Annotated in this window: 20 protein-coding genes; 15 read left to right on the forward strand and 5 right to left on the reverse strand. The window is 59.7% G+C overall.

Annotated features, from left to right (window positions below; genetic code table 11):
• Positions 1-2: 2 nt before the first annotated feature.
• The 4 genes from J5276_RS00855 to hemC form a co-directional block, all read right to left on the reverse strand.
• The gene (locus J5276_RS00855; protein ID WP_111803895.1) at positions 3-1,610 is read right to left on the reverse strand and encodes a heme biosynthesis protein HemY; all 1,608 of its coding nucleotides are present in this window, start codon (positions 1,608-1,610) and stop codon (positions 3-5) included.
• Between the two features lie 3 nt (positions 1,611-1,613).
• Positions 1,614-3,056, reverse strand: a complete 1,443-nt coding sequence (locus tag J5276_RS00860) for a COG4223 family protein (RefSeq protein ID WP_112153895.1) — start codon at positions 3,054-3,056, stop codon at positions 1,614-1,616.
• A 73-nt stretch (positions 3,057-3,129) separates the two neighbouring features.
• On the reverse strand, positions 3,130-3,870 hold the full coding sequence (locus J5276_RS00865) for a uroporphyrinogen-III synthase (RefSeq protein ID WP_112153894.1): 741 nt from the start codon (positions 3,868-3,870) through the stop codon (positions 3,130-3,132).
• Positions 3,871-3,874: 4 nt separating this feature from the next.
• A complete protein-coding gene (gene hemC / locus J5276_RS00870; RefSeq protein ID WP_019566045.1) occupies positions 3,875-4,804 on the reverse strand; it encodes a hydroxymethylbilane synthase in 930 nt (309 codons plus the stop codon).
• A 73-nt stretch (positions 4,805-4,877) separates the two neighbouring features.
• Between hemC and tsaD the strand changes: the two genes are divergently transcribed.
• From tsaD to J5276_RS00895, 5 genes are all read left to right on the forward strand, one after another.
• On the forward strand, positions 4,878-5,975 hold the full coding sequence (tsaD, locus tag J5276_RS00875) for a tRNA (adenosine(37)-N6)-threonylcarbamoyltransferase complex transferase subunit TsaD (RefSeq protein ID WP_112153893.1): 1,098 nt from the start codon (positions 4,878-4,880) through the stop codon (positions 5,973-5,975).
• Positions 5,975-6,958, forward strand: coding sequence for an NAD(P)H-dependent glycerol-3-phosphate dehydrogenase (locus tag J5276_RS00880; RefSeq protein WP_112153892.1), 984 nt, complete (start codon positions 5,975-5,977; stop codon positions 6,956-6,958). The genes tsaD and J5276_RS00880 overlap by 1 nt, the downstream gene beginning before the upstream one ends.
• 86 nt (positions 6,959-7,044) lie before the next feature.
• Complete coding sequence (locus J5276_RS00885; RefSeq protein WP_209159554.1) at positions 7,045-7,338, forward strand: YciI-like protein; 294 nt, start codon at positions 7,045-7,047, stop codon at positions 7,336-7,338.
• Between the two features lie 6 nt (positions 7,339-7,344).
• Positions 7,345-7,788, forward strand: a complete 444-nt coding sequence (locus tag J5276_RS00890) for an EVE domain-containing protein (RefSeq protein ID WP_003516712.1) — start codon at positions 7,345-7,347, stop codon at positions 7,786-7,788.
• A gap of 7 nt (positions 7,789-7,795) precedes the next feature.
• Complete coding sequence (locus tag J5276_RS00895; protein WP_111803902.1) at positions 7,796-8,440, forward strand: methyltransferase; 645 nt, start codon at positions 7,796-7,798, stop codon at positions 8,438-8,440.
• A gap of 5 nt (positions 8,441-8,445) precedes the next feature.
• Here J5276_RS00895 and J5276_RS00900 read toward each other — a convergent pair whose 3' ends face one another.
• Entirely contained in the window at positions 8,446-8,814 is a 369-nt protein-coding gene (locus tag J5276_RS00900) for a hypothetical protein (protein WP_013636890.1), read from the reverse strand.
• 306 nt (positions 8,815-9,120) lie between these two features.
• Here J5276_RS00900 and sdhC point away from each other — a divergent pair, with 306 nt between their 5' ends.
• From sdhC to J5276_RS00950, 10 genes are all read left to right on the forward strand, one after another.
• Positions 9,121-9,513 carry a succinate dehydrogenase, cytochrome b556 subunit gene (gene sdhC / locus J5276_RS00905; protein ID WP_013636889.1) on the forward strand — a complete coding sequence of 131 codons (393 nt, stop codon included), beginning with the start codon at positions 9,121-9,123 and terminating at the stop codon, positions 9,511-9,513.
• Between the two features lie 14 nt (positions 9,514-9,527).
• The gene (gene sdhD / locus J5276_RS00910; RefSeq protein ID WP_003516716.1) at positions 9,528-9,908 is read left to right on the forward strand and encodes a succinate dehydrogenase, hydrophobic membrane anchor protein; all 381 of its coding nucleotides are present in this window, start codon (positions 9,528-9,530) and stop codon (positions 9,906-9,908) included.
• A gap of 7 nt (positions 9,909-9,915) precedes the next feature.
• Positions 9,916-11,757 (forward strand): succinate dehydrogenase flavoprotein subunit, encoded by a 1,842-nt coding sequence (gene sdhA / locus J5276_RS00915; RefSeq protein ID WP_003516717.1) that lies wholly within the window; start codon positions 9,916-9,918, stop codon positions 11,755-11,757.
• Positions 11,758-11,772: 15 nt separating this feature from the next.
• Positions 11,773-12,552, forward strand: coding sequence for a succinate dehydrogenase iron-sulfur subunit (locus J5276_RS00920; protein WP_003516718.1), 780 nt, complete (start codon positions 11,773-11,775; stop codon positions 12,550-12,552).
• A 205-nt stretch (positions 12,553-12,757) separates the two neighbouring features.
• Complete coding sequence (locus J5276_RS00925) at positions 12,758-13,300, forward strand: AprI/Inh family metalloprotease inhibitor (RefSeq protein ID WP_112153891.1); 543 nt, start codon at positions 12,758-12,760, stop codon at positions 13,298-13,300.
• Positions 13,301-13,387: 87 nt separating this feature from the next.
• Complete coding sequence (gene zapE / locus J5276_RS00930; protein ID WP_112153890.1) at positions 13,388-14,551, forward strand: cell division protein ZapE; 1,164 nt, start codon at positions 13,388-13,390, stop codon at positions 14,549-14,551.
• 176 nt (positions 14,552-14,727) lie between these two features.
• Positions 14,728-15,690, forward strand: coding sequence for a malate dehydrogenase (gene mdh, locus J5276_RS00935; protein WP_003516723.1), 963 nt, complete (start codon positions 14,728-14,730; stop codon positions 15,688-15,690).
• A 131-nt stretch (positions 15,691-15,821) separates the two neighbouring features.
• Positions 15,822-17,015, forward strand: a complete 1,194-nt coding sequence (gene sucC, locus J5276_RS00940; protein ID WP_003516725.1) for an ADP-forming succinate--CoA ligase subunit beta — start codon at positions 15,822-15,824, stop codon at positions 17,013-17,015.
• Between the two features lie 17 nt (positions 17,016-17,032).
• On the forward strand, positions 17,033-17,935 hold the full coding sequence (gene sucD / locus J5276_RS00945) for a succinate--CoA ligase subunit alpha (RefSeq protein ID WP_003516727.1): 903 nt from the start codon (positions 17,033-17,035) through the stop codon (positions 17,933-17,935).
• 176 nt (positions 17,936-18,111) lie between these two features.
• Complete coding sequence (locus tag J5276_RS00950) at positions 18,112-21,108, forward strand: 2-oxoglutarate dehydrogenase E1 component (protein WP_065705226.1); 2,997 nt, start codon at positions 18,112-18,114, stop codon at positions 21,106-21,108.
• Positions 21,109-21,140: the final 32 nt, after the last annotated feature.

Consider the following 21,140-nt stretch of genomic DNA (forward strand, 5'->3'; position numbering starts at 1 on the left):
TGTCAGAAGAGTTTTAGCCGGGTTTTGGGTTCGGCTTCCACGCCGGGTTTCTTGACGCCGGGATCATCCGGTGCACCACCGAAAAATGGCACTGGTTCTGTCTTCGCATCCGCTGGCCTGGCTTCCACCGGAGCTTCATTTGTTGCCGGCTTTTTCTCCTTCGGGGCAGATACGTCCGGCTTGACCTCGATTGGTGCGGGTTTCGTCACAACAATGGGCTGAGGTGCCACTTCAACAACGATCGGGGTCGGAGCCTGTTCGGTCCTTGCCGGTGCTGCTGCAATCGCATTTTCGATTGTCAGGTCTTCGACAGGTCCTTCAAGCTGGCCAAAAGGCGCCTTCCACTCGAAGGCGTCGAGACGGCCTGTCACGGGCGAAACCGGAAGCCATTTTTCCGAAGTGACACCATCTGCCACCCAGACGGGATCACGCGGTGCGCGCAGCGCCTGCGCCATCCAGTAACGCACCCGCCCCTGATCGCCGGTTTCGGCTTCCTCGATGTCGGCCATCAGCAGGAAGATGCTTTCACGCGGCTCGATCCGGGCGGCGGCTTCCGCTTTGGCACGTGCCTTGGCAAATTCCTTGGCGTCGAGAGCTGCCTGCGCCACGGCAAACAGGGATTCGATGTTGTTGGGTTTCAGGCTCTCAAGCCGTTCGGCACGTTTAAGGCGATCGATGGCCGTATCGCCGCTGCGCGCCCGAACATAGAGATCGGCGATCTGCGAGTGGGGATCGTTCTTCCATACCGGTTCCAGAACCGCTGCGGCCTTGCGCAGATTGTCTTCGCGCAGATAGGATTTTGCTGCGATCAATGCTGCGGGCACAAGGCTTTTTGCAAGCTTGAGGGCTTGTTTTGCGTCTTCGCGCGCACCCACCGGGTCGCTCTCCAGTTTTTCACTGGCCTTTGCGGTAAGAAGCACAGCTTTCAGCCGCTCCGCCTCGCCGCGTTGGATGACGCCTGCTGCTTTTTGCTGGTCGAGCAGGCGGATCGCGTCATCCCACTCGCCGTTGCGGCAGCGGGTTTCCAGTGTCGCCTGTGCTGCCCAGGGCAGGTAAGGGGCTTTTTCGGCTGCGTCCTCGGCATATTGCTGGGCTGCTTCATGGGCTCCCTGTCGGCGCGCCTCGATGTAAAGGCCGCGAAGGCCAAGTTCGCGGGTTTCAGGATCGCGGGCCATCGCCTCGAATTTGCGCCGCGCCTCGTCATATTTGCCTTCGATGAGGTCGGCCTGCGCATCGAGCAGGTGGATCAGCGGCTCCTGATCAGCACTGAGAAGCCCCTGCGTGCGGGCCGTCATCTTGCGGGCCAGAATGGCGTTGCCGGCGCCGGCGGCGATGAGGCCGGTGGAGAGCGCCTGATAACCACGGTCGCGCTTGCGGGCGCGAAAATAGCGTCGCGCCGCGTTCGGCGATGTCCATATGGCATTGACGACCCACCAGACCAGCATGACGGCCGCAACGAATGCAGCAACGATGGAGGCGGCGACCATCAGGCTCATTTCGATCAGCTGGCCCTGCCAGACGATTGAGAGGACACCGGGCCTGTCCGCCAGCCAGGAGAAACCGAAACCGAGCGCCAGAACGATGAGGACGAAAGTCAGAATTCTGGTCATGCCTTACCCCTGCTTGCCGGTGCTGGTGATGGCGCGGTTTAACGTGCCTCCCACCAGGTTTTCGACCTCGATGCGCGCATCCAGAGATTTTTTATAGTCGGCGGATGCTGTCTTGGCGGCCTCGGGAAGCCCATTCCATTCAAGTGCCGAACCCTGCAGATCTCCGTTGCGCAACTTGTTTTCCATGCGCGCGATCATGGCGTCGGGGGTCTCTCCTTCGATGTTTCCGACGGGGCGGACCTTCACCAGCGAAAAGGCGCTTTCCGTCAGACGTTCCATGATGCCCTGATTGGGGTCGGGCCGATTGATCGCCGAGAGCATCGCATTCGCAACGTCGGGGAATTTCTGCATCAGCTCCGAGCGCGACGGCACGCCGGTTGCGGCGAAAGACTGCAAGGATGCGATTGCCGGATCGTCCGGGGTTACCTTAGACAATGTGTCGAGTTCAGTGAGGAACGGCCCACCGCGATCGATCGCGGCTTTCAGTGCGGCCGACGCAATGGCGCGGGCGACTTCTATATCGTCGCGCGGTTCATTGATCTTGGTTTCCGCGTCAGTCAGGCGGCGTGTCAGCTCCGCCGTTGCTGAGGCCTGCGCGGAACGCTCTGACGTGAGCGCGGATTCCAGCGCGGTTATTTTTTCCGAAAGTGCGTCCACCTGCGGGGCTTCGCCCTTTGCGCCCTCAAGAGCGGCGATGCGCTGTTCCAGCGCCGAGGTATCCCCTCCTGCCGCGGGAACATTGGCGAGCTGCTGACGCAGGCTCCCTAGCTCGGTTCTCAATGCGGCAATCTCATCGCTTCCGGTCTTGCTCACATTAAACGAGGGCAGAATGCCGGCATATTGCATGCTGCCGGCAGCTGCGAGCGCCACAAGGCCACCCACGATACCCGCCGCGATCACACCGGAGGTTGCCGCCTGTTTGCGCTCGGGGTGCTGTGGCGTGGATGGCTTGGCCGGTCCGGAGGATGACGCGCCTGTCGATGGCTTTGCACCAGTAGTCGCGCTTCCGGATGCTGCGGACGACGATGTGGAAGCAAAAGTCGCAGGCTTTGCGCCCGCCGCGGAAGCGGAAGCAGCGTTTGCGTCAGTCGCGCTGGTCACCGGTTTCGCTTCGGCTTTTGGCGAAGTTGTCTCGGGCTGTTTGTCGGCAGGTTTTTCCACCTGGGGCTTGCCGGTTGCCGGTTCTGCCTTGTGAACGTTCGGTGCAGGCTCCATGGGTGTTTTATGCGTCTGTTCCCAAACGGGAGCCGGGCTGGACGTTTCGGCTGCTTCTGGCTTGGGAGGAACGTTTGGCTGAGCTGCTGCCGGTGTCGTCTCGCCGGTCTTGTCATCAGTCTTCGCAGCATCCACGTCGGCGGAAATTGCTTTCACGTCTTTTGCGTCCAGGTCGATGGTGACCGGTTCGGCGTTTGACTTGGAGTGGCGTGGCGGCTTTCCCGATACCATGACAACCTCATTTCTGCCTGCAATAGTCTAAACCTAGTCAGTGACGGCGGCAAAGGAAAGAGGCGAGCCTGAATTAGGTTCCAGACTTTCGGTGGAGAAGTTCAAACATGGCTGCCTCGTTTGCCCCTTCGGCGGCTGCGGCGTTCGCGCGGAAGATTTCCGGAACCAGTGAAAGCACATTGCGGCTGATGCAGACGAATTGTGTGGTGGTCAGCGCCGCCACATATTTTTCCGACGATGCGTGGCGGAAAAAGGCCCGTGCGGCTTCCGACGAATAGAGCAGGACCACATCGGCAGCTGTCTTCACAAGCGCTGTGTCGAGCATATCGTCTGAAAGATCTGACGGCTGCATTTCGTAACAATCGACGGTTCGGAAGGAAATTCCCGCAGCGGCAATGCCGTCCTCGAACACGGCGCCTCGCGGCGTGCCGGCAAGATAGAGCAATGGATCTGTGCTCTCCGTTAGGGGGCGATGCTCCGAGACAAGCCCCGCGAGAGCCACCGCATCGCCAGATCCGGTGAGGACGTTTTGGAAGCCAACTTCCCTCGCCGCTTCCGCCGTCGCCTCGCCGACGGCGAAAAGCGGTTTCGAAAGATGGGGCGCAAGTCGGTGGCGGAAATCTCTAAGCGCCCGCAAGGCCTCGGCGCTGGTCACGGCGATGGCCGACAGCGGCTCCGATAGCGCTAGTATGGCGCGCTGGCCCTGGTGGACGGGATGAAACAGCGGAAGAAGCACCGGCTCGTGACCGAGGGCTTCAAGCTTTGCGGCCATCTTTTCGCCCGAACGAAGCGGCCGGGTGACGACGATCCGCATCGGCTCAGCTCCAGCCGTCAAAGAAGTTGCTGCCTGCCCTGGCGCGCACGTCTTCACCGGCCTTTCGACCCAAGTCCTCGGCATCCTTGCGAGCACCGGAAATCTCGACGCTGTGGCTCGTCTGTCCATCCGGTGTGAGGATCAGGCCGGAGAAATGAAGTTCCTCGCCGTGGCAGGTAGCAAAGCCTGCAATCGGGGTGCGACAGGAACCATCGAGGGCGGCCAGAAAGGCGCGCTCGCAGGTAACGGCATCGTAGGTGGGTATGTCGTTGATAGGTGAAAGCAACTCGTCCATGCGTGTGTCGCCAATACGACTCTCGACGCAGATCGCGCCCTGCGCGGGGGCTGGTGGAAATTCCTTCGGGTCGAGAATGTCCGTCGGGACGTTCTCCATGCCCAGCCGTTTCAGGCCGGCAAAGGCGAGAAGCGTGGCATCCGCCTGGCCTTCCTCCAGTTTGCGCAGGCGGGTTTCGACCTGGCCGCGAAAGATGATGACGCTCAGGTCCGGACGCAGGCGGCGGATCAGCGCTTGGCGGCGCAAGGATGCGGAGCCGACAACGGCGCCCTGCGGTAGTTCCAGAAGCTTTGGTGCGGTGCGACCAATGAAGGCGTCGCGCATATCCTCGCGCGGCAGGAAAGCGGAAAGATAAAGGCCCTTCGGCAAAACGGTCGGCATGTCCTTGGAGGAATGCACGGCAATATCGAGCTCGCCGGAAAGAAGCTGGCTCTCCAGTTCTTCCGTGAACAGGCCCTTGCCGCCGATCTCCGACAAAGCGCGGTCGGTTATCCGGTCACCCTTGGTGGAAAGCACGACGATTTCGAACATATCTTCCGGCAGACCGTGTGCCGACATCAGCCGGTTACGGGTCTCGTAAGCCTGTGCGAGCGCCAGAGGGCTGCCGCGCGTGCCGATTCGGAAAGGTTTTGTTTGCATCCGCGTCTATCCATTGTTACCGGAGTTGTCTTAGACCAACTCAGCGCATGATCGCAATGAACGAACAGAATTGATGACCCCCTTTCTTCGTATCCTCGGCATAGAGACAAGCTGTGACGAAACCGCTGCATCCATTGTGGTTCGGCATGCGGACGGACGTGGCGAGATCGTGTCCGACGTCGTTTTGTCGCAGCTTGAGGAACACAGCGCCTATGGCGGCGTGGTGCCCGAAATTGCTGCCCGCGCCCATGTCGAGGCGCTGGACACGCTGGTGGAAGAAGCGCTGGAACAGGCGGGTGTCACCCTTGCGGACGTCGATGCCATCGCGGCCACATCCGGCCCCGGCCTCATTGGCGGTCTGCTGGTGGGCCTGATGACCGGCAAGGCGATTGCGAAGGCTGCAGACAAGCCGCTTTACGCCATCAACCATCTCGAAGGCCATGCGCTGACGGCGCGTCTGACCGACGGTCTTTCCTTCCCCTATCTGATGCTGCTGGTCTCCGGCGGCCACACCCAGCTCGTGCTGGTTCGCGGTGTGGGTGAATACGAGCGCTGGGGTACGACCATTGATGACGCGCTTGGGGAAGCCTTCGACAAGACTGCTAAGCTTCTGGGATTGCCCTATCCCGGCGGGCCTGCGGTTGAAAAGGCAGCAGCGAAAGGCAACCCTGACCGTTTTGCACTGCCGCGCCCGATGGTCGGCGAGACGAGACTCGATTTTTCCTTCTCCGGTCTGAAGACAGCGGTGCGGCAGGCGGCAACCGCGATCGCTCCGCTTTCGGATCAGGATATTGCAGATATCTGCGCCTCCTTCCAGAAGGCGGTGTCACGCACGCTCAAGGACCGTATCGGCCGTGGGCTTGCCCGCTTTAAGGAAGAGTTTCCGCATCTCGAGACGGAGCCCGCTTTGGTCGTGGCCGGCGGCGTTGCCGCCAATACGGAAATCCGCCAGACCCTGCAGGCGCTTTGTGAGGCGCACGGGTTCCGCTTTGTCGCACCGCCGCACCGGCTCTGCACCGACAATGCCGCGATGATTGCCTGGGCCGGGCTGGAGCGGATGGCATGCGGCCGGGAACCCGATGCGCTGGAGATCGCGCCGCGCTCGCGCTGGCCGCTTGATGGCAGCGCGGAGACATTGATCGGTTTCGGCAAAAGGGGAGCCAAGGCCTGATGCAGCGGGAGAAAATCGTCGTCATCGGCGCTGGCGCCTTCGGAACCGCGCTCGCCGTCGTCATCGCGCTGGAGAACCGGCATGACGTGACCCTGCTCGGCCGTGATGCGTCCCTGATGGCCGATCTTAGGGCTGATCGTATTCACGAGGCTGCCCTGCCGGGTGTAGATTTGCCGGACGCGCTGGAATTTTCCGTTGAGCCGGATGTGCTGGCCGATGCAGGCATCGTGTTGTTTGCCATGCCCTCTCAGGCCCATGCCGATGCGGCGCGCCATTACGGTCCTTATCTGGCTAATGATTGTATCATCGTTACCTGCGCCAAGGGCATCGACCGGGTGTCCGGCCGGCTGCTGACGGAACTTCTGGAGGCGGAACTGCCGCATCATCCAATCGCCGTTCTCTCCGGTCCGGGGTTTGCGGCCGATATCGCGCGCGGACTGCCGACGGCGATGGCGATAGCGGCGGAAGACGCTGTCATCGCCGAGCGGCTGGCGACCACGATTTCCGGCAGAACCTTCAGGCTTTATGCCTCGACCGACCGCACGGGCGTGCAGCTTGGCGGCGCGCTAAAGAATGTGCTCGCCATTGCCGCCGGCATCGTTGAAGGTGCGGGCCTCGGCGATTCCGCACGGGCGGCGTTGATCTCGCGGGGGCTTGCCGAGATGTCGCGTCTGGTCGTTGCCATGGGCGGCAAGGCCGATACCGTGCGCGGTCTTTCCGGCCTTGGCGATCTCGTGCTGACCGCCACAAGCCACCAGTCGCGAAACCTGCGTTTCGGCATCGCGCTTGGCCGGGGCGAAGGCAAGGACATGTCCGGCGGGCTAGTGGAGGGCGCCTTTGCGGCAGCCGTTGCCGCCCGGCTCGGCGAACATCACGCTGTCGACATGCCGGTGACCGAGGCGGTTGCGGCCATCATCGACGGCAATCTGGACGTGGCGAGCGCCATGCAACAATTGATGACAAGGCCCATCACCACTGAATGAGTGTGGCCTTCGAATAGTTTTTACGCATGTCCTGGTCCCAAAACCGCTTACACTTTTGGGAGGCATGCGCCAGCGAGGAGACGAAAATGCTGTTTGCCTTTATCTGCAAAGACAAGCCCGGCCATCTGAACGTGCGCATGGACACGCGCCCGACTCATCTGGAGCACCTGAACAAATTGAACGCCGAAGGCACGCTGAAGATTGCCGGACCGTTTCTGGATGCCGAAGGCAAGCCGAATGGCAGCCTTGTCATCGTGGAAGCTGCCGACATCGATGCGGCTAAGGCCCTTGCCGATGCCGATCCCTATGCAAAGGCCGGCCTGTTCGAAAGCGTGGATGTGAAGCCCTATAACTGGGTCTTCAACAATCCGGGGGCGTGACCGGCCATGGCGAATTACTGGCTTTACAAGTCTGAGCCGTTCAAATGGTCCTGGGAAATGCAGAAGGCCAAGGGCGAGGCTGGCGAAGAATGGACCGGCGTGCGCAATTATCAGGCCCGCAACAACATGCGCGCCATGAAAATCGGCGACAAGGGTTTTTTCTACCACTCGAATGAAGGGCTTGATGTCGTCGGCATCGTGGAGGTCTGCGCCCTTTCGCACCCGGATTCGACCGCAGAGGGCGATCTGAAGTGGGATTGCGTGGATATCCGCGCCGTTTGCGACATGCCGAAACCTGTTTCGCTGAAGGATGTGAAGGCCAATCCGAAACTCGAAAAGATGTCGCTGGTCACCTCCATGCGGCTTTCGGTGCAGCCGGTGACGGAAGAGGAATATCTCGAAGTCTGCCGCATGGGTGGCCTTTCCAATCCACCGAAATCTCCGGACTGAGCTTTCGGTGAGGACCGATCCCGAACGCTTCATTCTCGACAATACCGGCATCATGCATCCACCACATGTGCCGGAATTGCGCCTCCATCTTGCGACCGAAGCCCATGAGCTGTGGCTGAAGACGGAGGAGGAGCTGGAAGAGATCGGCCTGCCGCCGCCATTCTGGGCTTTCGCCTGGGCTGGTGGACAGGGACTTGCCCGCTACATTCTCGATCATCCTGAAAGTGTCTCCGGCAAACGTGTGCTGGATTTCGCCAGCGGTTCCGGACTGGTCGCCATTGCCGCCGTAAAGGCGGGCGCCGCGGCTGTTGTCGCCGCCGATATCGATCCGTGGACGGAAACGGCCATTCGGCTGAATGCGGCTCTCAATGGTGTGGCCATCGATTTTACCGGCCGCAATCTGGTTGGGACGCCGGTTGAGGCGGATGTTCTGCTGGCGGGCGACGTGTTTTATGATCGCGCCTTTGCCGATCTCCTCGTGCCTTGGTTTCTGGAACTGGCGGATAGAGGCGTGACCGTGCTCGTCGGCGATCCGGGACGGGCCTACCTGCCCAAACAGCGCCTATACGCCGAGGCAACCTATCAGGTGCCGGTGACGCGGGCTCTGGAAGACAGTGAAGTCAAAAAGACCACCGTCTGGCGTTTTGTCTGATTATATCAGGGCCTGATGATGCAGACGCCGTGCTGGTAATCGCAGGCGTCGCCTGTCGTTTCGGCGCGGACGTTGATGATTTTCGCCTTCGGTGCCAGCTGCGCGCCCATATTGACGGTTGCGCCTTGTCGCGAAAGCCCACCATTGATCGCGAAATAATTGCCGTTCCCGCGGACCCTCAAGGCGGATATTCCACCAACATAAGTGCCACCGGAAAGCGTGGAGGGCAGTCCGTCCGTGGAGAAGCTCAACTGTGACTGACGATGCTGATAATGGTGGCTACTATAAAAATCACCTGCCGCAGCAGGAGGCAGTGCCGTGAAAATAATGCCTGCAGTCATCACCGCCAGAGCTGCGATTCGACGCTGTAACATGAGCCTCATTCTCCGGATTTTTTCGGTTAACGAATAGTAAATTACATGATTTCGAAATTACGTAAAGGTAAATATTTTGAAGGCGTAAATCTTGGAAATGCTCGTTTTTTTATTTTCGAGCAAAAAAATTCCAAAAAAAATTCGTGAACCAATCGATTAAATTGGAATCGGTCATGAAATGTGCTTGTCGTGATGCTCCCATGTGATTAAACGTCGCGGTTGGTGCAATGCACATTCTTTCGTCATGTGCTGTTGCTTGGGGGCGCCCGATCTGACGGGTGCACGGGAAAACGCCGCGAGGTTCTGATGGCGAACGTGACAAATAACCGGCCTCTGTCGCCGCATCTTCAAATTTACAAGCCGATTCCGACGATGGTCGCATCCATCGTGCACCGCATCACGGGTGCGGCGCTTTATTTCGGAACGCTTCTTGTCGCCTGGTGGCTTATCGCACTTGCTTCCGGCCCTGCCTATTACGACTGGGTCAGCTGGGCAATGGGTACGATCATCGGCAAGCTTATCCTGATCGGATATACCTGGGCTCTCGTTCACCACATGCTGGGCGGCCTTCGCCACTTCATGTGGGATCTCGGCCATGGCTTCGAGAAGAACTTCAACACGAAACTCGCCAAGGCGACCTTTGTAGCGTCGATCTGTCTGACCGCGCTGATCTGGGTCATCGCCCTGATCGTGCGCTAAGGAGATAGCCTGTCATGGATATGCGTACACCTCTCGGAAAGGTTCGTGGCCTCGGCTCCGCCAAGGAAGGCACCGACCATTTCTGGCGCCAGCGCCTTACGGCCGTCGCCAACGTGCCCTTGCTGATCTTCTTCGTGGTCTTTCTCATCAAATATGCCGGCGCTCCCTATCCGGAAGTTGCGGCGGCGCTTTCCAACCCTCTCGTTGCGGTCATCATGGGTCTGGTGCTGGTTTCCGGCCTCATTCACATGAAGCTCGGCATGCAGGTCATCATCGAAGACTACGTGCACGGCGAGGTTTCGAAGCTCGTTCTTCTGATGCTCAATACGTTTTTCGCGGTTCTCATTGGCGGTCTTTGCATCTTCGCCATTCTGAAAATCGCATTCGCAGGATAAATCGGCCATGGCATCGATCAGTTCACCTTCCCAGAATGGCAAGGCTTACACCTACGTCGATCACTCCTATGACGTGATCGTGGTGGGCGCCGGCGGCGCGGGTCTGCGCGCAACGCTCGGCATGGCGGAACAGGGGTTCCGCACGGCCTGCATCACCAAGGTTTTCCCGACGCGCTCCCACACGGTCGCGGCGCAGGGCGGCATCGCCGCTTCTCTCACCAACATGACACCCGACTGTTGGCAGTGGCACCTTTACGACACCGTAAAGGGCTCCGACTGGCTGGGCGACGTCGACGCGATGCAATATCTCGCCATGGAAGCGCCAAAGGCGGTCTATGAGCTGGAGCATTACGGCGTGCCCTTCTCGCGTAATGCCGAAGGCAAGATCTACCAGCGCCCGTTTGGCGGCCATATGCAGAACTACGGCGAAGGCCCGCCGGTGCAGCGCACCTGTGCCGCAGCCGACCGTACCGGCCACGCCATTCTGCACACGCTTTACGGCCAGTCGCTGCGCAACAACGCGGAATTCTTCATCGAATATTTCGCGCTCGACCTCATTATGGCGCCCGATGGCCGTTGCACGGGCGTCGTGGCGTGGAACCTCGATGACGGCACGATCCATCGCTTCTCCGCCAAGATGGTGGTGCTGGCGACCGGTGGTTACGGCCGCGCCTATTTCTCGGCGACCTCGGCTCATACCTGCACCGGCGACGGCGGCGGTATGATCGCACGTGCCGGCCTGCCGCTTCAGGATATGGAATTCGTTCAGTTCCACCCGACCGGCATTTACGGCGCTGGCTGCCTGATCACCGAAGGCGCGCGCGGCGAGGGCGGTTATCTCGTCAACTCCGAAGGCGAGCGCTTCATGGAGCGTTATGCTCCTTCGGCGAAGGACCTTGCTTCGCGTGACGTGGTGTCTCGCTGCATGACCATGGAAATCCGCGAGGGTCGTGGCGTCGGCAAGAACAAGGACCACATCTTCCTGCATCTCGATCACCTTGATCCGGCGATCCTGCACGAGCGTCTTCCGGGCATTTCCGAAAGTGCCAAGATTTTCGCCGGCGTTGACGTGACGCGCGAGCCGATCCCGGTCCTGCCGACCGTTCACTACAATATGGGCGGCATTCCGACCAACTATTGGGGCGAAGTGCTGAACGCCAACGCCGAGAACCCGGAACGCATCGCTCCCGGCCTGATGGCCGTTGGCGAAGCCGGTTGCGCCTCGGTTCACGGCGCGAACCGCCTCGGCTCCAACTCGCTGATCGACCTTGTGGTCTTCGGCCGCGCTGCCGCCATCCGTGCAGCCCAGGTCATCGACCGCGATTCGCCGGTTCCTGCTCTCGACACGGCTGCCTGCGACAAGATCATGGATCGCTTCGACAGCCTGCGTTATGCCAACGGCTCGACGCCGACGGCAGTGCTACGTGACAAGATGCAGCGCGCCATGCAGGACGATGCCGCCGTATTCCGGACACAGGAATCGCTGGAAAGCGGTTGCCAGCGCATTTCCGCCATCTGGAAGGAACTGCCTGACGTCAAGGTTACCGACCGTTCGATGGTCTGGAACTCCGATCTGGTGGAAACGCTCGAACTGCACAATCTGATGGCCAACGCGATCACCACGGTCTACGGCGCGGAAGCGCGCAAGGAAAGCCGCGGTTCGCATGCCCGCGAGGATTTCGTCGATGGTCCGTTCGGCGGTCGCGACGACGTGAACTGGCGCAAGCACACGCTTGCCTGGGTCAGCCCTGAAGGTGATGTCAAGCTCGACTACCGCCCTGTTCACACCGACCTGATTGCCGACGGCATCGATCCGAAAAAGATCGAGCCGAAGGCTCGCGTCTACTGATTTGAGGAACTGGATATGGTTGAACTCGCTCTCCCCAAGAATTCCCAGATCAGCGAAGGCAAAGTCTGGCCGAAGCCGGATGGTGCCAAGAACGTTCGCGAATACCGGATCTATCGCTGGAACCCGGATGATGGCCAGAACCCGCGCATCGATACCTATTATATAGATATCGACGATTGCGGGCCGATGGTTCTCGATGCGCTGCTGTACATCAAGAACAATATCGACCCGACGCTGACGCTGCGCCGCTCGTGCCGTGAAGGCATTTGCGGTTCCTGCGCTATGAACATCGACGGCACCAATACGCTCGCCTGCACCAAGGGCATGGAAGAGATCAAGGGAACGGTGAAGGTCTATCCGCTGCCTCATATGCCAGTGGTGAAGGATCTCGTTCCGGACCTGTCGAACTTCTACGCGCAGCACCGCTCCATCGAGCCGTGGCTGAAGACGGTTTCGCCGACGCCTGCCAAGGAATGGAAGCAGAGCCATGAGGACCGCCTGAAGCTAGACGGTCTCTACGAGTGCATTCTGTGCGCCTGCTGCTCCACTTCCTGTCCCAGCTACTGGTGGAACGGCGACCGTTACCTCGGCCCCGCCGTTCTGCTGCAGGCCTATCGCTGGCTGATCGACAGCCGCGACGAAGCGACCGGCGAACGTCTTGATGATCTCGAAGATCCGTTCCGTCTTTATCGCTGCCACACCATCATGAACTGCGCGCAGGCTTGCCCGAAGGGTCTCAACCCGGCCAAGGCGATCGCGGAAATCAAGAAGATGATGGTCGAGCGTCGCGTCTGAAGACGATTCGTTTGGACAGAAAATCTATCGGGCCGCGGTTTGGACCGCGGCCCTTTTTTACAACCGGGCGCGGGAAATTTCGGTAAAAATCGACCGAAATGGTAATTATCCCAGCCATCGCTTGCGCAAGATAAGGCTTTGGTAATAATTCAGCCTTCTTGTTTGATCATGGTCTTTCCGGAAGCGAGAGAATCGGGAGCTTGATATGCAATTCAGATATGTGGTGACGGGTCTTGCGGTTGTAATGAGCCTGGCCGGTTGCCAACGTACCTCCTACGATTACAACAACAACACCAGCAACAATCCCGGTTATACGCCGCCGTTGCAGGCACAGCCGGTTCCCTCCGTTCAGTCTGGCGCCCTGCCGCCACCCGGTGGTGCTTCCGGCAGTCAGTTCCCGTCAGCACCCGCTTCTGCGACGCCTGGCGGCGCTGATATGGCTTCTGCCGCTCCGCCGACAACGGCGCTTGATGTCACCAAGGAATCCATGGTTGGCAACTGGCGCGTTTCCAATGGCGGCGCCAATTGCGACATGTTCCTGACGCTTACCAATCTCGGCAGCGGTTCTCGTGGCGGCACGCGTGGCTGCTCCGGCGAACTCACGGCGATGGGGTCCTGGGAAGTGTCCGGCAAGATGGTCCTCTTCAAGAACCGTTCCGGCGATACGATCGGCCGCGTCTACAAGAGCGCCGATGCGCGCTTTGACGGCACGACGAATAGCGGCCAGCCGCTGAGCCTCAGCCGATAGAGCATCTCCGGTGCATCCGGATCGCCTCGCCTGTTTCAAGCCATTCCATTCGTCGCGGGCGTCCGTCCGCGACCGGGGCGCTTTTCCATGAAGCCATTGCCTGACTACAACCATAGTGTCGTTGAACAGCTCAACGCATTGACGGCAGCTGGCACCTTGCAGGCGGATGCCGCACAACGCGGCGTTGCGGCCCACCTCGACCGTATCCTTGCCGATTTGAAAGCGCGCAAACCCGCCAGGAAAAAAAGCGCACTCGGCTGGATGTTCGCTCGCAAGGCTGGCCCTGCCGCCTTCGTCAAGGGACTGTATGTCCATGGCAGCGTTGGACGCGGCAAGACGATGCTGATGGACATGTTCTACGAGATGGCGCCCGTCTCTTCCAAACGGCGCTGCCATTTTCACGAATTCATGGCTGATGTCCATAATCGCGTGCACGCGCATCGGCAGAAGCTCAAGAATGGCGAAACCAAGCAGGCCGATCCCATTCCTCCTGTGGCAGCCCAGCTTCTGGCGGAAGCGGAGCTTCTTTGCTTCGATGAGTTCACCGTCACGGATATTGCCGATGCGATGATCCTCGCCCGGCTGTTCAGCGAGCTTTTTGCCAATGGCTGCACACTGGTAACAACGTCCAATGTTGTGCCCGACAATCTTTACAAGGACGGGCTTAATCGCGACCTGTTTCTGCCCTTTGTCGATTTGCTGAAGAAGCATGTGGAAGTGGTGACGCTGGACAGTCCCACCGATTACCGCATGGAAAAGCTGGAAAGCCTGCCGGTCTATGTCATGCCACTAGACGGTGCGGCGGATCAGGCGATGGATATGGCCTGGCGGCACATGACCGGCGGCCATCTTGTCGCGCCAACTGAAATACCGATGAAGGGCCGCTCCATTCTGGTGCCGCGCGCCAGCGGCCGTGTGGCCCGCTTTTCCTTCTCCGACCTTTGCGAAAAGCCGCTCGGCGCTTCTGATTTTCTCGCGATAGCCAATCGTTTCGATACAGTCTTCATCGACCACATCCCGTTTCTCAATGCCGACAAACGGAACGAAACCAAGCGTTTTATCATTCTCATAGACGCGCTGTACGATCACAGCGTCCGCCTCTTCGCCTCCGCTGCGGCCATGCCCGAAGACCTGCTCGGCAAGCGCAAGGGCACCGAAGGTTTCGAGTTCGATCGCACCGCCTCGCGCCTGTTTGAGATGCGCAGTGCAGATTATCTGGTGCTCCACCATGAAAAACGGCAGAAAGTTTGACACTTTCGTGACGCATTCTCTTACGTTTACGTAAGAAAATAATGATCTAAACGATTGAAAATATTCATGCCAAAAGAATCTGTTGCCAATTTTGGTCAATGGGGCTAATCGAAGTGCGACAATTTGGCTGCCGGTGGCGTGGTGAAATTGAATTGAAGCTCTAGAGGAAGCATTCGATGGCTCGCAAAAAGATTGCACTTATTGGTTCTGGCATGATCGGCGGCACGCTGGCGCATCTCGCCAGCCTGAAGGAACTGGGCGATATCGTCCTCTTCGATATTGCCGACGGCATCCCGCAGGGCAAAGGTCTGGATATTGCCCAGTCCGGACCGGTTGAAGGTTTCAATGCCAAGCTCACTGGCGCTTCCGACTACGCTGCCATCGAAGGCGCTGATGTCTGCATCGTCACCGCTGGCGTCGCCCGCAAGCCCGGCATGAGCCGCGACGATCTTCTCGGCATCAATCTCAAGGTCATGGAGCAGGTCGGCGCCGGCATCAAGAAATATGCCCCGAACGCTTTCGTCATCTGCATCACCAACCCGCTGGACGCCATGGTCTGGGCGCTTCAGAAGTTCTCCGGTCTTCCGAAGAACAAGGTCGTCGGCATGGCCGGCGTTCTCGACAGCGCTCGCTTCCGCCTGTTCCTCGCCGAAGAGTTCAACGTTTCGGTTCAGGACGTAACGGCATTCGTTCTCGGCGGCCACGGCGATACGATGGTGCCTTTGGCGCGTTACTCCACCGTTGGCGGCATTCCGCTGACCGATCTCGTCAAGATGGGCTGGCTCACCGCCGAGCGTCTCGAAGAGATCATCCAGCGCACCCGCGACGGCGGTGCGGAAATCGTCGGCCTGCTCAAGACCGGCTCGGCCTATTACGCGCCAGCCGCTTCGGCGATCGAAATGGCTGAATCCTACCTCAAGGACAAGAAGCGCGTTCTGCCCGCCGCTGCCCATCTGTCGGGCCAGTACGGCGTGGACGATATGTATGTCGGCGTGCCCACCATCATCGGCGCCGGTGGTATCGAGCGCATCATCGAGATCGAGCTGAACAAAGATGAAGAAGCCGCCTTCCAGAAGTCCGTCGGCGCTGTTGCCGGTCTTTGCGAAGCCTGCATCAACATCGCTCCGTCGCTGAAGTAATAGCCTGACGCATCGGCGCAAAACCGGATTGGATTTTTGCAAGGCACGATGCGTAGATTCAACAGCTTGAAGCGCCCTGCGTCAGATAAGGATGCAGGGCGCTTCAAGCGGCTCCAAACAGGGATTATTCCATGAATATTCACGAATATCAGGCCAAGGCTCTTCTGAAGGGCTATGGTGCGCCGGTCGCTGAAGGCGTCGCCATCCTCAAGGTTGAAGAAGCCGAAGCCGCCGCAAAGCAGCTTCCCGGCCCGCTCTACGTCGTCAAGAGCCAGATTCACGCTGGCGGCCGCGGCAAGGGCAAGTTCAAGGAACTCGGCCCCGACGCCAAGGGTGGCGTTCGTCTCGCAAAGACGATCGAAGAAGTCGTTTCCCACTCCAAGGATATGCTCGGCAACACGCTGGTAACGGCGCAGACGGGCGATGCCGGCAAGCAGGTCAACCGCCTTTACATCGAAGACGGCGCGGATATCGCTCGCGAGCTTTACTGCTCGCTGCTGGTCGATCGCTCGGTCGGTCGCGTTGCTTTCGTGGTTTCCACCGAAGGCGGCATGGATATCGAAGCTGTTGCCCACGACACGCCCGAGAAGATCCACACCATCGCCATCGACCCGGAAAAGGGTGTGAGCGACGCTGACGTTGCTGCGATCTCCAAGGCGCTCGAGCTTGAAGGTGTTGCTGCGGAAGACGCCAAGGCGCTGTTCCCGATCCTCTACAAGGCCTTCAACGAGAAGGACATGGCTCTCCTCGAGGTTAACCCGCTGATCGTCATGGAAAACGGTCATCTGCGCGTTCTCGATGCCAAGATGTCCTTCGACGGCAACGCGCTGTTCCGCCATGACGACGTCAAGGCGCTGCGCGATGAGACCGAAGAAGACGCCAAGGAAATCGAAGCCTCCAAGTGGGACCTCGCTTACGTTGCGCTCGATGGCAACATCGGCTGCATGGTCAATGGTGCCGGTCTCGCCATGGCGACGATGGACATCATCAAGCTTTACGGCAAGGAGCCGGCAAACTTCTGTGACGTCGGCGGCGGCGCCGGCAAGGAGAAGGTTGCTGCAGCTTTCAAGATCATCACTGCTGACCCGAAGGTCGAGGGTATCCTCGTCAACATCTTCGGCGGTATCATGAAGTGCGACGTCATCGCCGAAGGTGTTATCGCCGCGGTGAAGGAAGTCGGTTTGCAGGTTCCGCTCGTTGTTCGCCTCGAAGGCACCAACGTCGAACTTGGCAAGAAGCTCCTGAACGAATCGGGCCTTGCGATTACGGCTGCTGACGACCTGGACGACGCAGCCAAGAAGATCGTCGCGGCGATCAACGGCTAATTGAGGGACCGGAAATAATGTCTATTCTTGTTAATAAAGACACCAAGATCCTCGTTCAGGGTCTGACCGGCAAGACCGGTACCTTCCACACCGAACAGGCGCTTGCTTATTACGGCACGCAGATGGTCGGTGGTATTCACCCGAAGAAGGGTGGCGAAACCTGGACCGGCTCCAAGGGCGAAAGCCTGCCGATCTTCGCAACGGTCGCCGAAGCCAAGGAAAAGACCGGTGCAGACGCATCCGTGATCTATGTTCCGCCGGCAGGTGCAGCCGACGCCATCATCGAAGCCATCGAGGCTGAGATCCCCTTCATCACCTGCATCACCGAAGGTATTCCGGTGATGGACATGGTGCGCGTCAAGGCCCGCCTCGACCGTTCGAACTCGCGCCTGCTCGGCCCCAACTGCCCGGGCATCATGACGCCTGAAGAATGCAAGATCGGCATCATGCCGGGCTCGATCTTCCGCAAGGGTTCGGTCGGTATCGTTTCGCGCTCCGGCACGCTGACCTATGAAGCCGTATTCCAGACATCCAACGAAGGCCTCGGCCAGACGACGGCTGTCGGCATCGGCGGCGATCCGGTCAAGGGCACCGAGTTCATCGACGTGCTGGAAATGTTCCTGGCCGACGAAGCCACGCAGTCGATCATCATGATCGGCGAAATCGGCGGTTCGGCCGAAGAAGATGCGGCACAGTTCCTGATCGACGAAGCCAAGAAGGGCCGCAAGAAGCCGATGGCTGGCTTTATCGCGGGCCGTACGGCTCCGAAGGGCCGCACCATGGGCCACGCCGGCGCTGTCGTTTCCGGCGGCAAGGGCGATGCGGAATCGAAGATTGCAGCAATGGAAGCTGCAGGCATCAAGGTATCGCCTTCCCCGGCGCGCCTCGGCAAAACGCTGGTTGAAGTCCTCAAGGGCTGAGACCACATGAGACCGGTAACGGGCGGTGCGGCTTTAACGCCACGCTGCCCGAAGCCGCAAAGAACGACAGACAGACGGCATACCGCCCCGGCGGCAGACAGCAATAATCAAGCGGCAGGCCGATAAACGGCCCTAACGGCATCGAGGAGGCGGACGGACAAGTCCGCAAGAACACAATGGCAAGGCAAGAAGCGAACGAGCAGTTTCAGATCACGTCGTTTCTGGACGGCGCGAATGCAGCCTATATCGAGCAGCTCTATGCCCGGTACGAAGAGGATCCCTCTTCCGTGTCGCCGGAGTGGCAGAGCTTCTTCAAGGCGTTGTCCGACAATCCGGAAGACGTGAAGAAGGCAGCCAAGGGCGCCTCCTGGAAGCGCTCCAACTGGCCGATCCCGGCAAACGGCGACCTGGTATCCGCGCTTGATGGCAACTGGGCTACGGTCGAGAAGGCCATCGAGAAGAAGGTTCAGGCGAAGGCCGAGGCCAAGAGCGCCGATACCGGCAAGGCCGTCAGCCCAGCCGAAGTGCTTCAGGCGACCCGTGACAGCGTCCGCGCCATCATGATGATCCGCGCCTACCGCATGCGTGGCCATCTGCACGCCAAGCTCGACCCGCTCGGCATCGCCAGCGCCGTTGAGGACTATAACGAGCTTTCGCCGAAGTCCTATGGCTTCGAGGAAAGCGACTACGATCGCAAGATTTTCATCGATAACGTCCTCGGTCTCGAATACGCGACCGTGCGCGAAATGGTCGATATCCTCGAGCGCACCTATTGCTCGACGCTCGGCGTCGAATTCATGCATATGTCCAACCCGGAAGAAAAGGGCTGGATCCAGGAGCGCATCGAAGGTCCGGACAAGGGTGTGGACTTCACGCCGGAAGGCAAGAAGGCCATTCTGTCCAAGCTCGTCGAAGCCGAAGGCTACGAGCAGTTCCTCGACGTGCGTTTCAAGGGCACCAAGCGTTTCGGCCTCGATGGTGGTGAATCGCTGATCCCGGCACTTGAGCAGATCATCAAGCGCGGCGGCCAGGACGGTCTGGAAGAAGTCGTGCTCGGCATGGCTCACCGCGGCCGCCTGAACGTTTTGACCAACGTGATGGGCAAGCCGCACCGCGCCGTGTTCCACGAGTTCAAGGGCGGTTCATTCAAGCCTGATGACGTCGAAGGTTCCGGTGACGTGAAGTACCATCTCGGTGCCTCCTCAGACCGCGAATTCGACGGCAACAAGGTTCACCTCTCGCTGACGGCCAACCCGTCGCACCTTGAAATCGTCAACCCTGTCGTCATGGGCAAGGCCCGCGCCAAGCAGGACCAGCTTGCCAAGACATGGGACGGCGACATCATTCCGCTGTCGGAACGCGCCAAGGTGCTGCCGCTCCTGTTGCACGGCGATGCCGCTTTTGCGGGTCAGGGCGTGGTTGCCGAAATTCTCGGCCTTTCCGGCCTGCGCGGTCACCGCGTTGCCGGTACCATGCACTTCATCATCAACAACCAGATCGGCTTCACGACGAACCCGGCCTTCTCGCGCTCGTCGCCCTATCCGTCCGACGTTGCCAAGATGATCGAGGCGCCGATCTTCCACGTTAACGGTGATGATCCGGAAGCGGTGGTTTATGCGGCAAAGGTTGCAACCGAATACCGCATGAAGTTCCACAAGCCTGTCGTCATCGACATGTTCTGTTACCGTCGCTTCGGCCATAACGAAGGCGACGAGCCTGCGTTCACGCAGCCGAAGATGTACAAGGTCATCCGTGGCCACAAGACTGTTGCCCGCATCTATGCTGACCGCCTGATTGCGGAAGGCCTGATCACCGAAGGCGATTTCGAGAAGATCAAGGCCGATTGGCGCGCCCATCTCGAGCAGGAGTTCGAGGCAGGCCAGTCCTACAAGCCGAACAAGGCCGACTGGCTGGATGGTCAGTGGTCCGGTCTGCGCGCCGCCGACAATGCCGATGAGCAGCGTCGTGGCAAGACCGGCGTGCCGATGAAGCAGCTGAAGGAAATCGGCAAGAAGCTGTCGACCATTCCGGAAGGCTTCAGCGCACACCGCACGATCCAGCGCTTCATGGAAAACCGTGCCCAGATGGTCGAGACCGGCGAGGGGCTGGACTGGGCGATGGCTGAGGCTCTGGCCTTCGGTTCGCTGGTCGTAGACGGCCACAAGATTCGTCTGTCCGGTCAGGACTGCGAACGCGGCACCTTCTCGCAGCGCCACTCGGTTCTCTATGATCAGGAGACTGAAGAGCGTTACATCCCGCTTGCCAATCTTTCGCCGACGCAGGCCCGTTACGAAGTCATCAACTCGATGCTTTCGGAAGAAGCGGTTCTTGGTTTCGAATATGGCTATTCGCTTGCCCGCCCGAATGCACTGACGCTCTGGGAAGCCCAGTTCGGCGACTTCGCCAACGGAGCCCAGGTGGTATTCGACCAGTTCATCTCTTCGGGTGAACGCAAGTGGCTGCGCATGTCCGGTCTCGTCTGCCTCCTGCCGCATGGTTATGAAGGTCAGGGTCCGGAACATTCGTCCGCCCGTCTGGAACGCTGGTTGCAGATGTGCGCCGAGGACAACATGCAGGTTGCCAACGTTACGACGCCGGCTAACTACTTCCATATCCTGCGCCGCCAGATGAAGCGTGACTTCCGCAAGCCGCTCATCCTGATGACGCCGAAGTCCCTGCTGCGTCACAAGCGCGCCACCTCGTCGCTTGCGGAGCTTGCAGGCGAGTCCTCCTTCCACCGTCTCCTGTGGGACGATGCGGAGGTCATCAAGGATGGTCCGATCAAGCTGCAGAAGGATTCGAAGATCCGCCGCGTCGTCATGTGCACGGGCAAGGTCTATTACGATCTGCTCGAGGAGCGTGAAAAGCGCGGTATCGACGACATCTACCTGCTGCGTGTCGAACAGCTCTATCCGTTCCCGGCCAAGGCGCTCATCAACGAGCTTTCCCGTTTCCGTAACGCGGAAATGGTGTGGTGCCAGGAAGAGCCGAAGAACATGGGTGCGTGGTCGTTCATCGATCCTTACCTTGAATGGGTTCTGGCGCATATCGACGCCAAGTACCAGAAGGTCCGTTACACGGGCCGTCCGGCTGCCGCCTCTCCGGCGACCGGCCTGATGTCCAAGCATCTGGCGCAGCTTGCTGCGTTCCTGGAAGACGCGCTGGGAGAGTGAGAACTCTCCCGCATCGCCCCGCAAAAAAGACA

This window comes from Agrobacterium sp. S7/73, from assembly GCF_019355535.1.
In the GTDB taxonomy this organism is placed as follows: Bacteria; Pseudomonadota; Alphaproteobacteria; order Rhizobiales; family Rhizobiaceae; genus Agrobacterium; species Agrobacterium tumefaciens.

Excerpts from the sequence above, each read along its gene's own strand:
- J5276_RS00920 (WP_003516718.1), top strand. The coding sequence starts at position 11,773 with ATGGTTGAACTCGCTCTCCCCAAGAATTCCCAGATCAGCGAAGGCAAA.
- tsaD (WP_112153893.1), top strand. The coding sequence starts at position 4,878 with ATGACCCCCTTTCTTCGTATCCTCGGCATAGAGACAAGCTGTGACGAA.
- J5276_RS00855 (WP_111803895.1), bottom strand. The coding sequence starts at position 1,610 with ATGACCAGAATTCTGACTTTCGTCCTCATCGTTCTGGCGCTCGGTTTC.
- sdhC (WP_013636889.1), top strand. The coding sequence starts at position 9,121 with ATGGCGAACGTGACAAATAACCGGCCTCTGTCGCCGCATCTTCAAATT.
- mdh (WP_003516723.1), top strand. The coding sequence starts at position 14,728 with ATGGCTCGCAAAAAGATTGCACTTATTGGTTCTGGCATGATCGGCGGC.
- J5276_RS00950 (WP_065705226.1), top strand. The coding sequence starts at position 18,112 with ATGGCAAGGCAAGAAGCGAACGAGCAGTTTCAGATCACGTCGTTTCTG.
- sdhA (WP_003516717.1), top strand. The coding sequence starts at position 9,916 with ATGGCATCGATCAGTTCACCTTCCCAGAATGGCAAGGCTTACACCTAC.
- J5276_RS00865 (WP_112153894.1), bottom strand. The coding sequence starts at position 3,870 with ATGCGGATCGTCGTCACCCGGCCGCTTCGTTCGGGCGAAAAGATGGCC.
- J5276_RS00925 (WP_112153891.1), top strand. The coding sequence starts at position 12,758 with ATGCAATTCAGATATGTGGTGACGGGTCTTGCGGTTGTAATGAGCCTG.
- J5276_RS00885 (WP_209159554.1), top strand. The coding sequence starts at position 7,045 with ATGCTGTTTGCCTTTATCTGCAAAGACAAGCCCGGCCATCTGAACGTG.
- hemC (WP_019566045.1), bottom strand. The coding sequence starts at position 4,804 with ATGCAAACAAAACCTTTCCGAATCGGCACGCGCGGCAGCCCTCTGGCG.
- sucC (WP_003516725.1), top strand. The coding sequence starts at position 15,822 with ATGAATATTCACGAATATCAGGCCAAGGCTCTTCTGAAGGGCTATGGT.
- J5276_RS00900 (WP_013636890.1), bottom strand. The coding sequence starts at position 8,814 with ATGTTACAGCGTCGAATCGCAGCTCTGGCGGTGATGACTGCAGGCATT.
- sucD (WP_003516727.1), top strand. The coding sequence starts at position 17,033 with ATGTCTATTCTTGTTAATAAAGACACCAAGATCCTCGTTCAGGGTCTG.
- J5276_RS00880 (WP_112153892.1), top strand. The coding sequence starts at position 5,975 with ATGCAGCGGGAGAAAATCGTCGTCATCGGCGCTGGCGCCTTCGGAACC.
- zapE (WP_112153890.1), top strand. The coding sequence starts at position 13,388 with ATGAAGCCATTGCCTGACTACAACCATAGTGTCGTTGAACAGCTCAAC.
- sdhD (WP_003516716.1), top strand. The coding sequence starts at position 9,528 with ATGGATATGCGTACACCTCTCGGAAAGGTTCGTGGCCTCGGCTCCGCC.
- J5276_RS00890 (WP_003516712.1), top strand. The coding sequence starts at position 7,345 with ATGGCGAATTACTGGCTTTACAAGTCTGAGCCGTTCAAATGGTCCTGG.
- J5276_RS00860 (WP_112153895.1), bottom strand. The coding sequence starts at position 3,056 with ATGGTATCGGGAAAGCCGCCACGCCACTCCAAGTCAAACGCCGAACCG.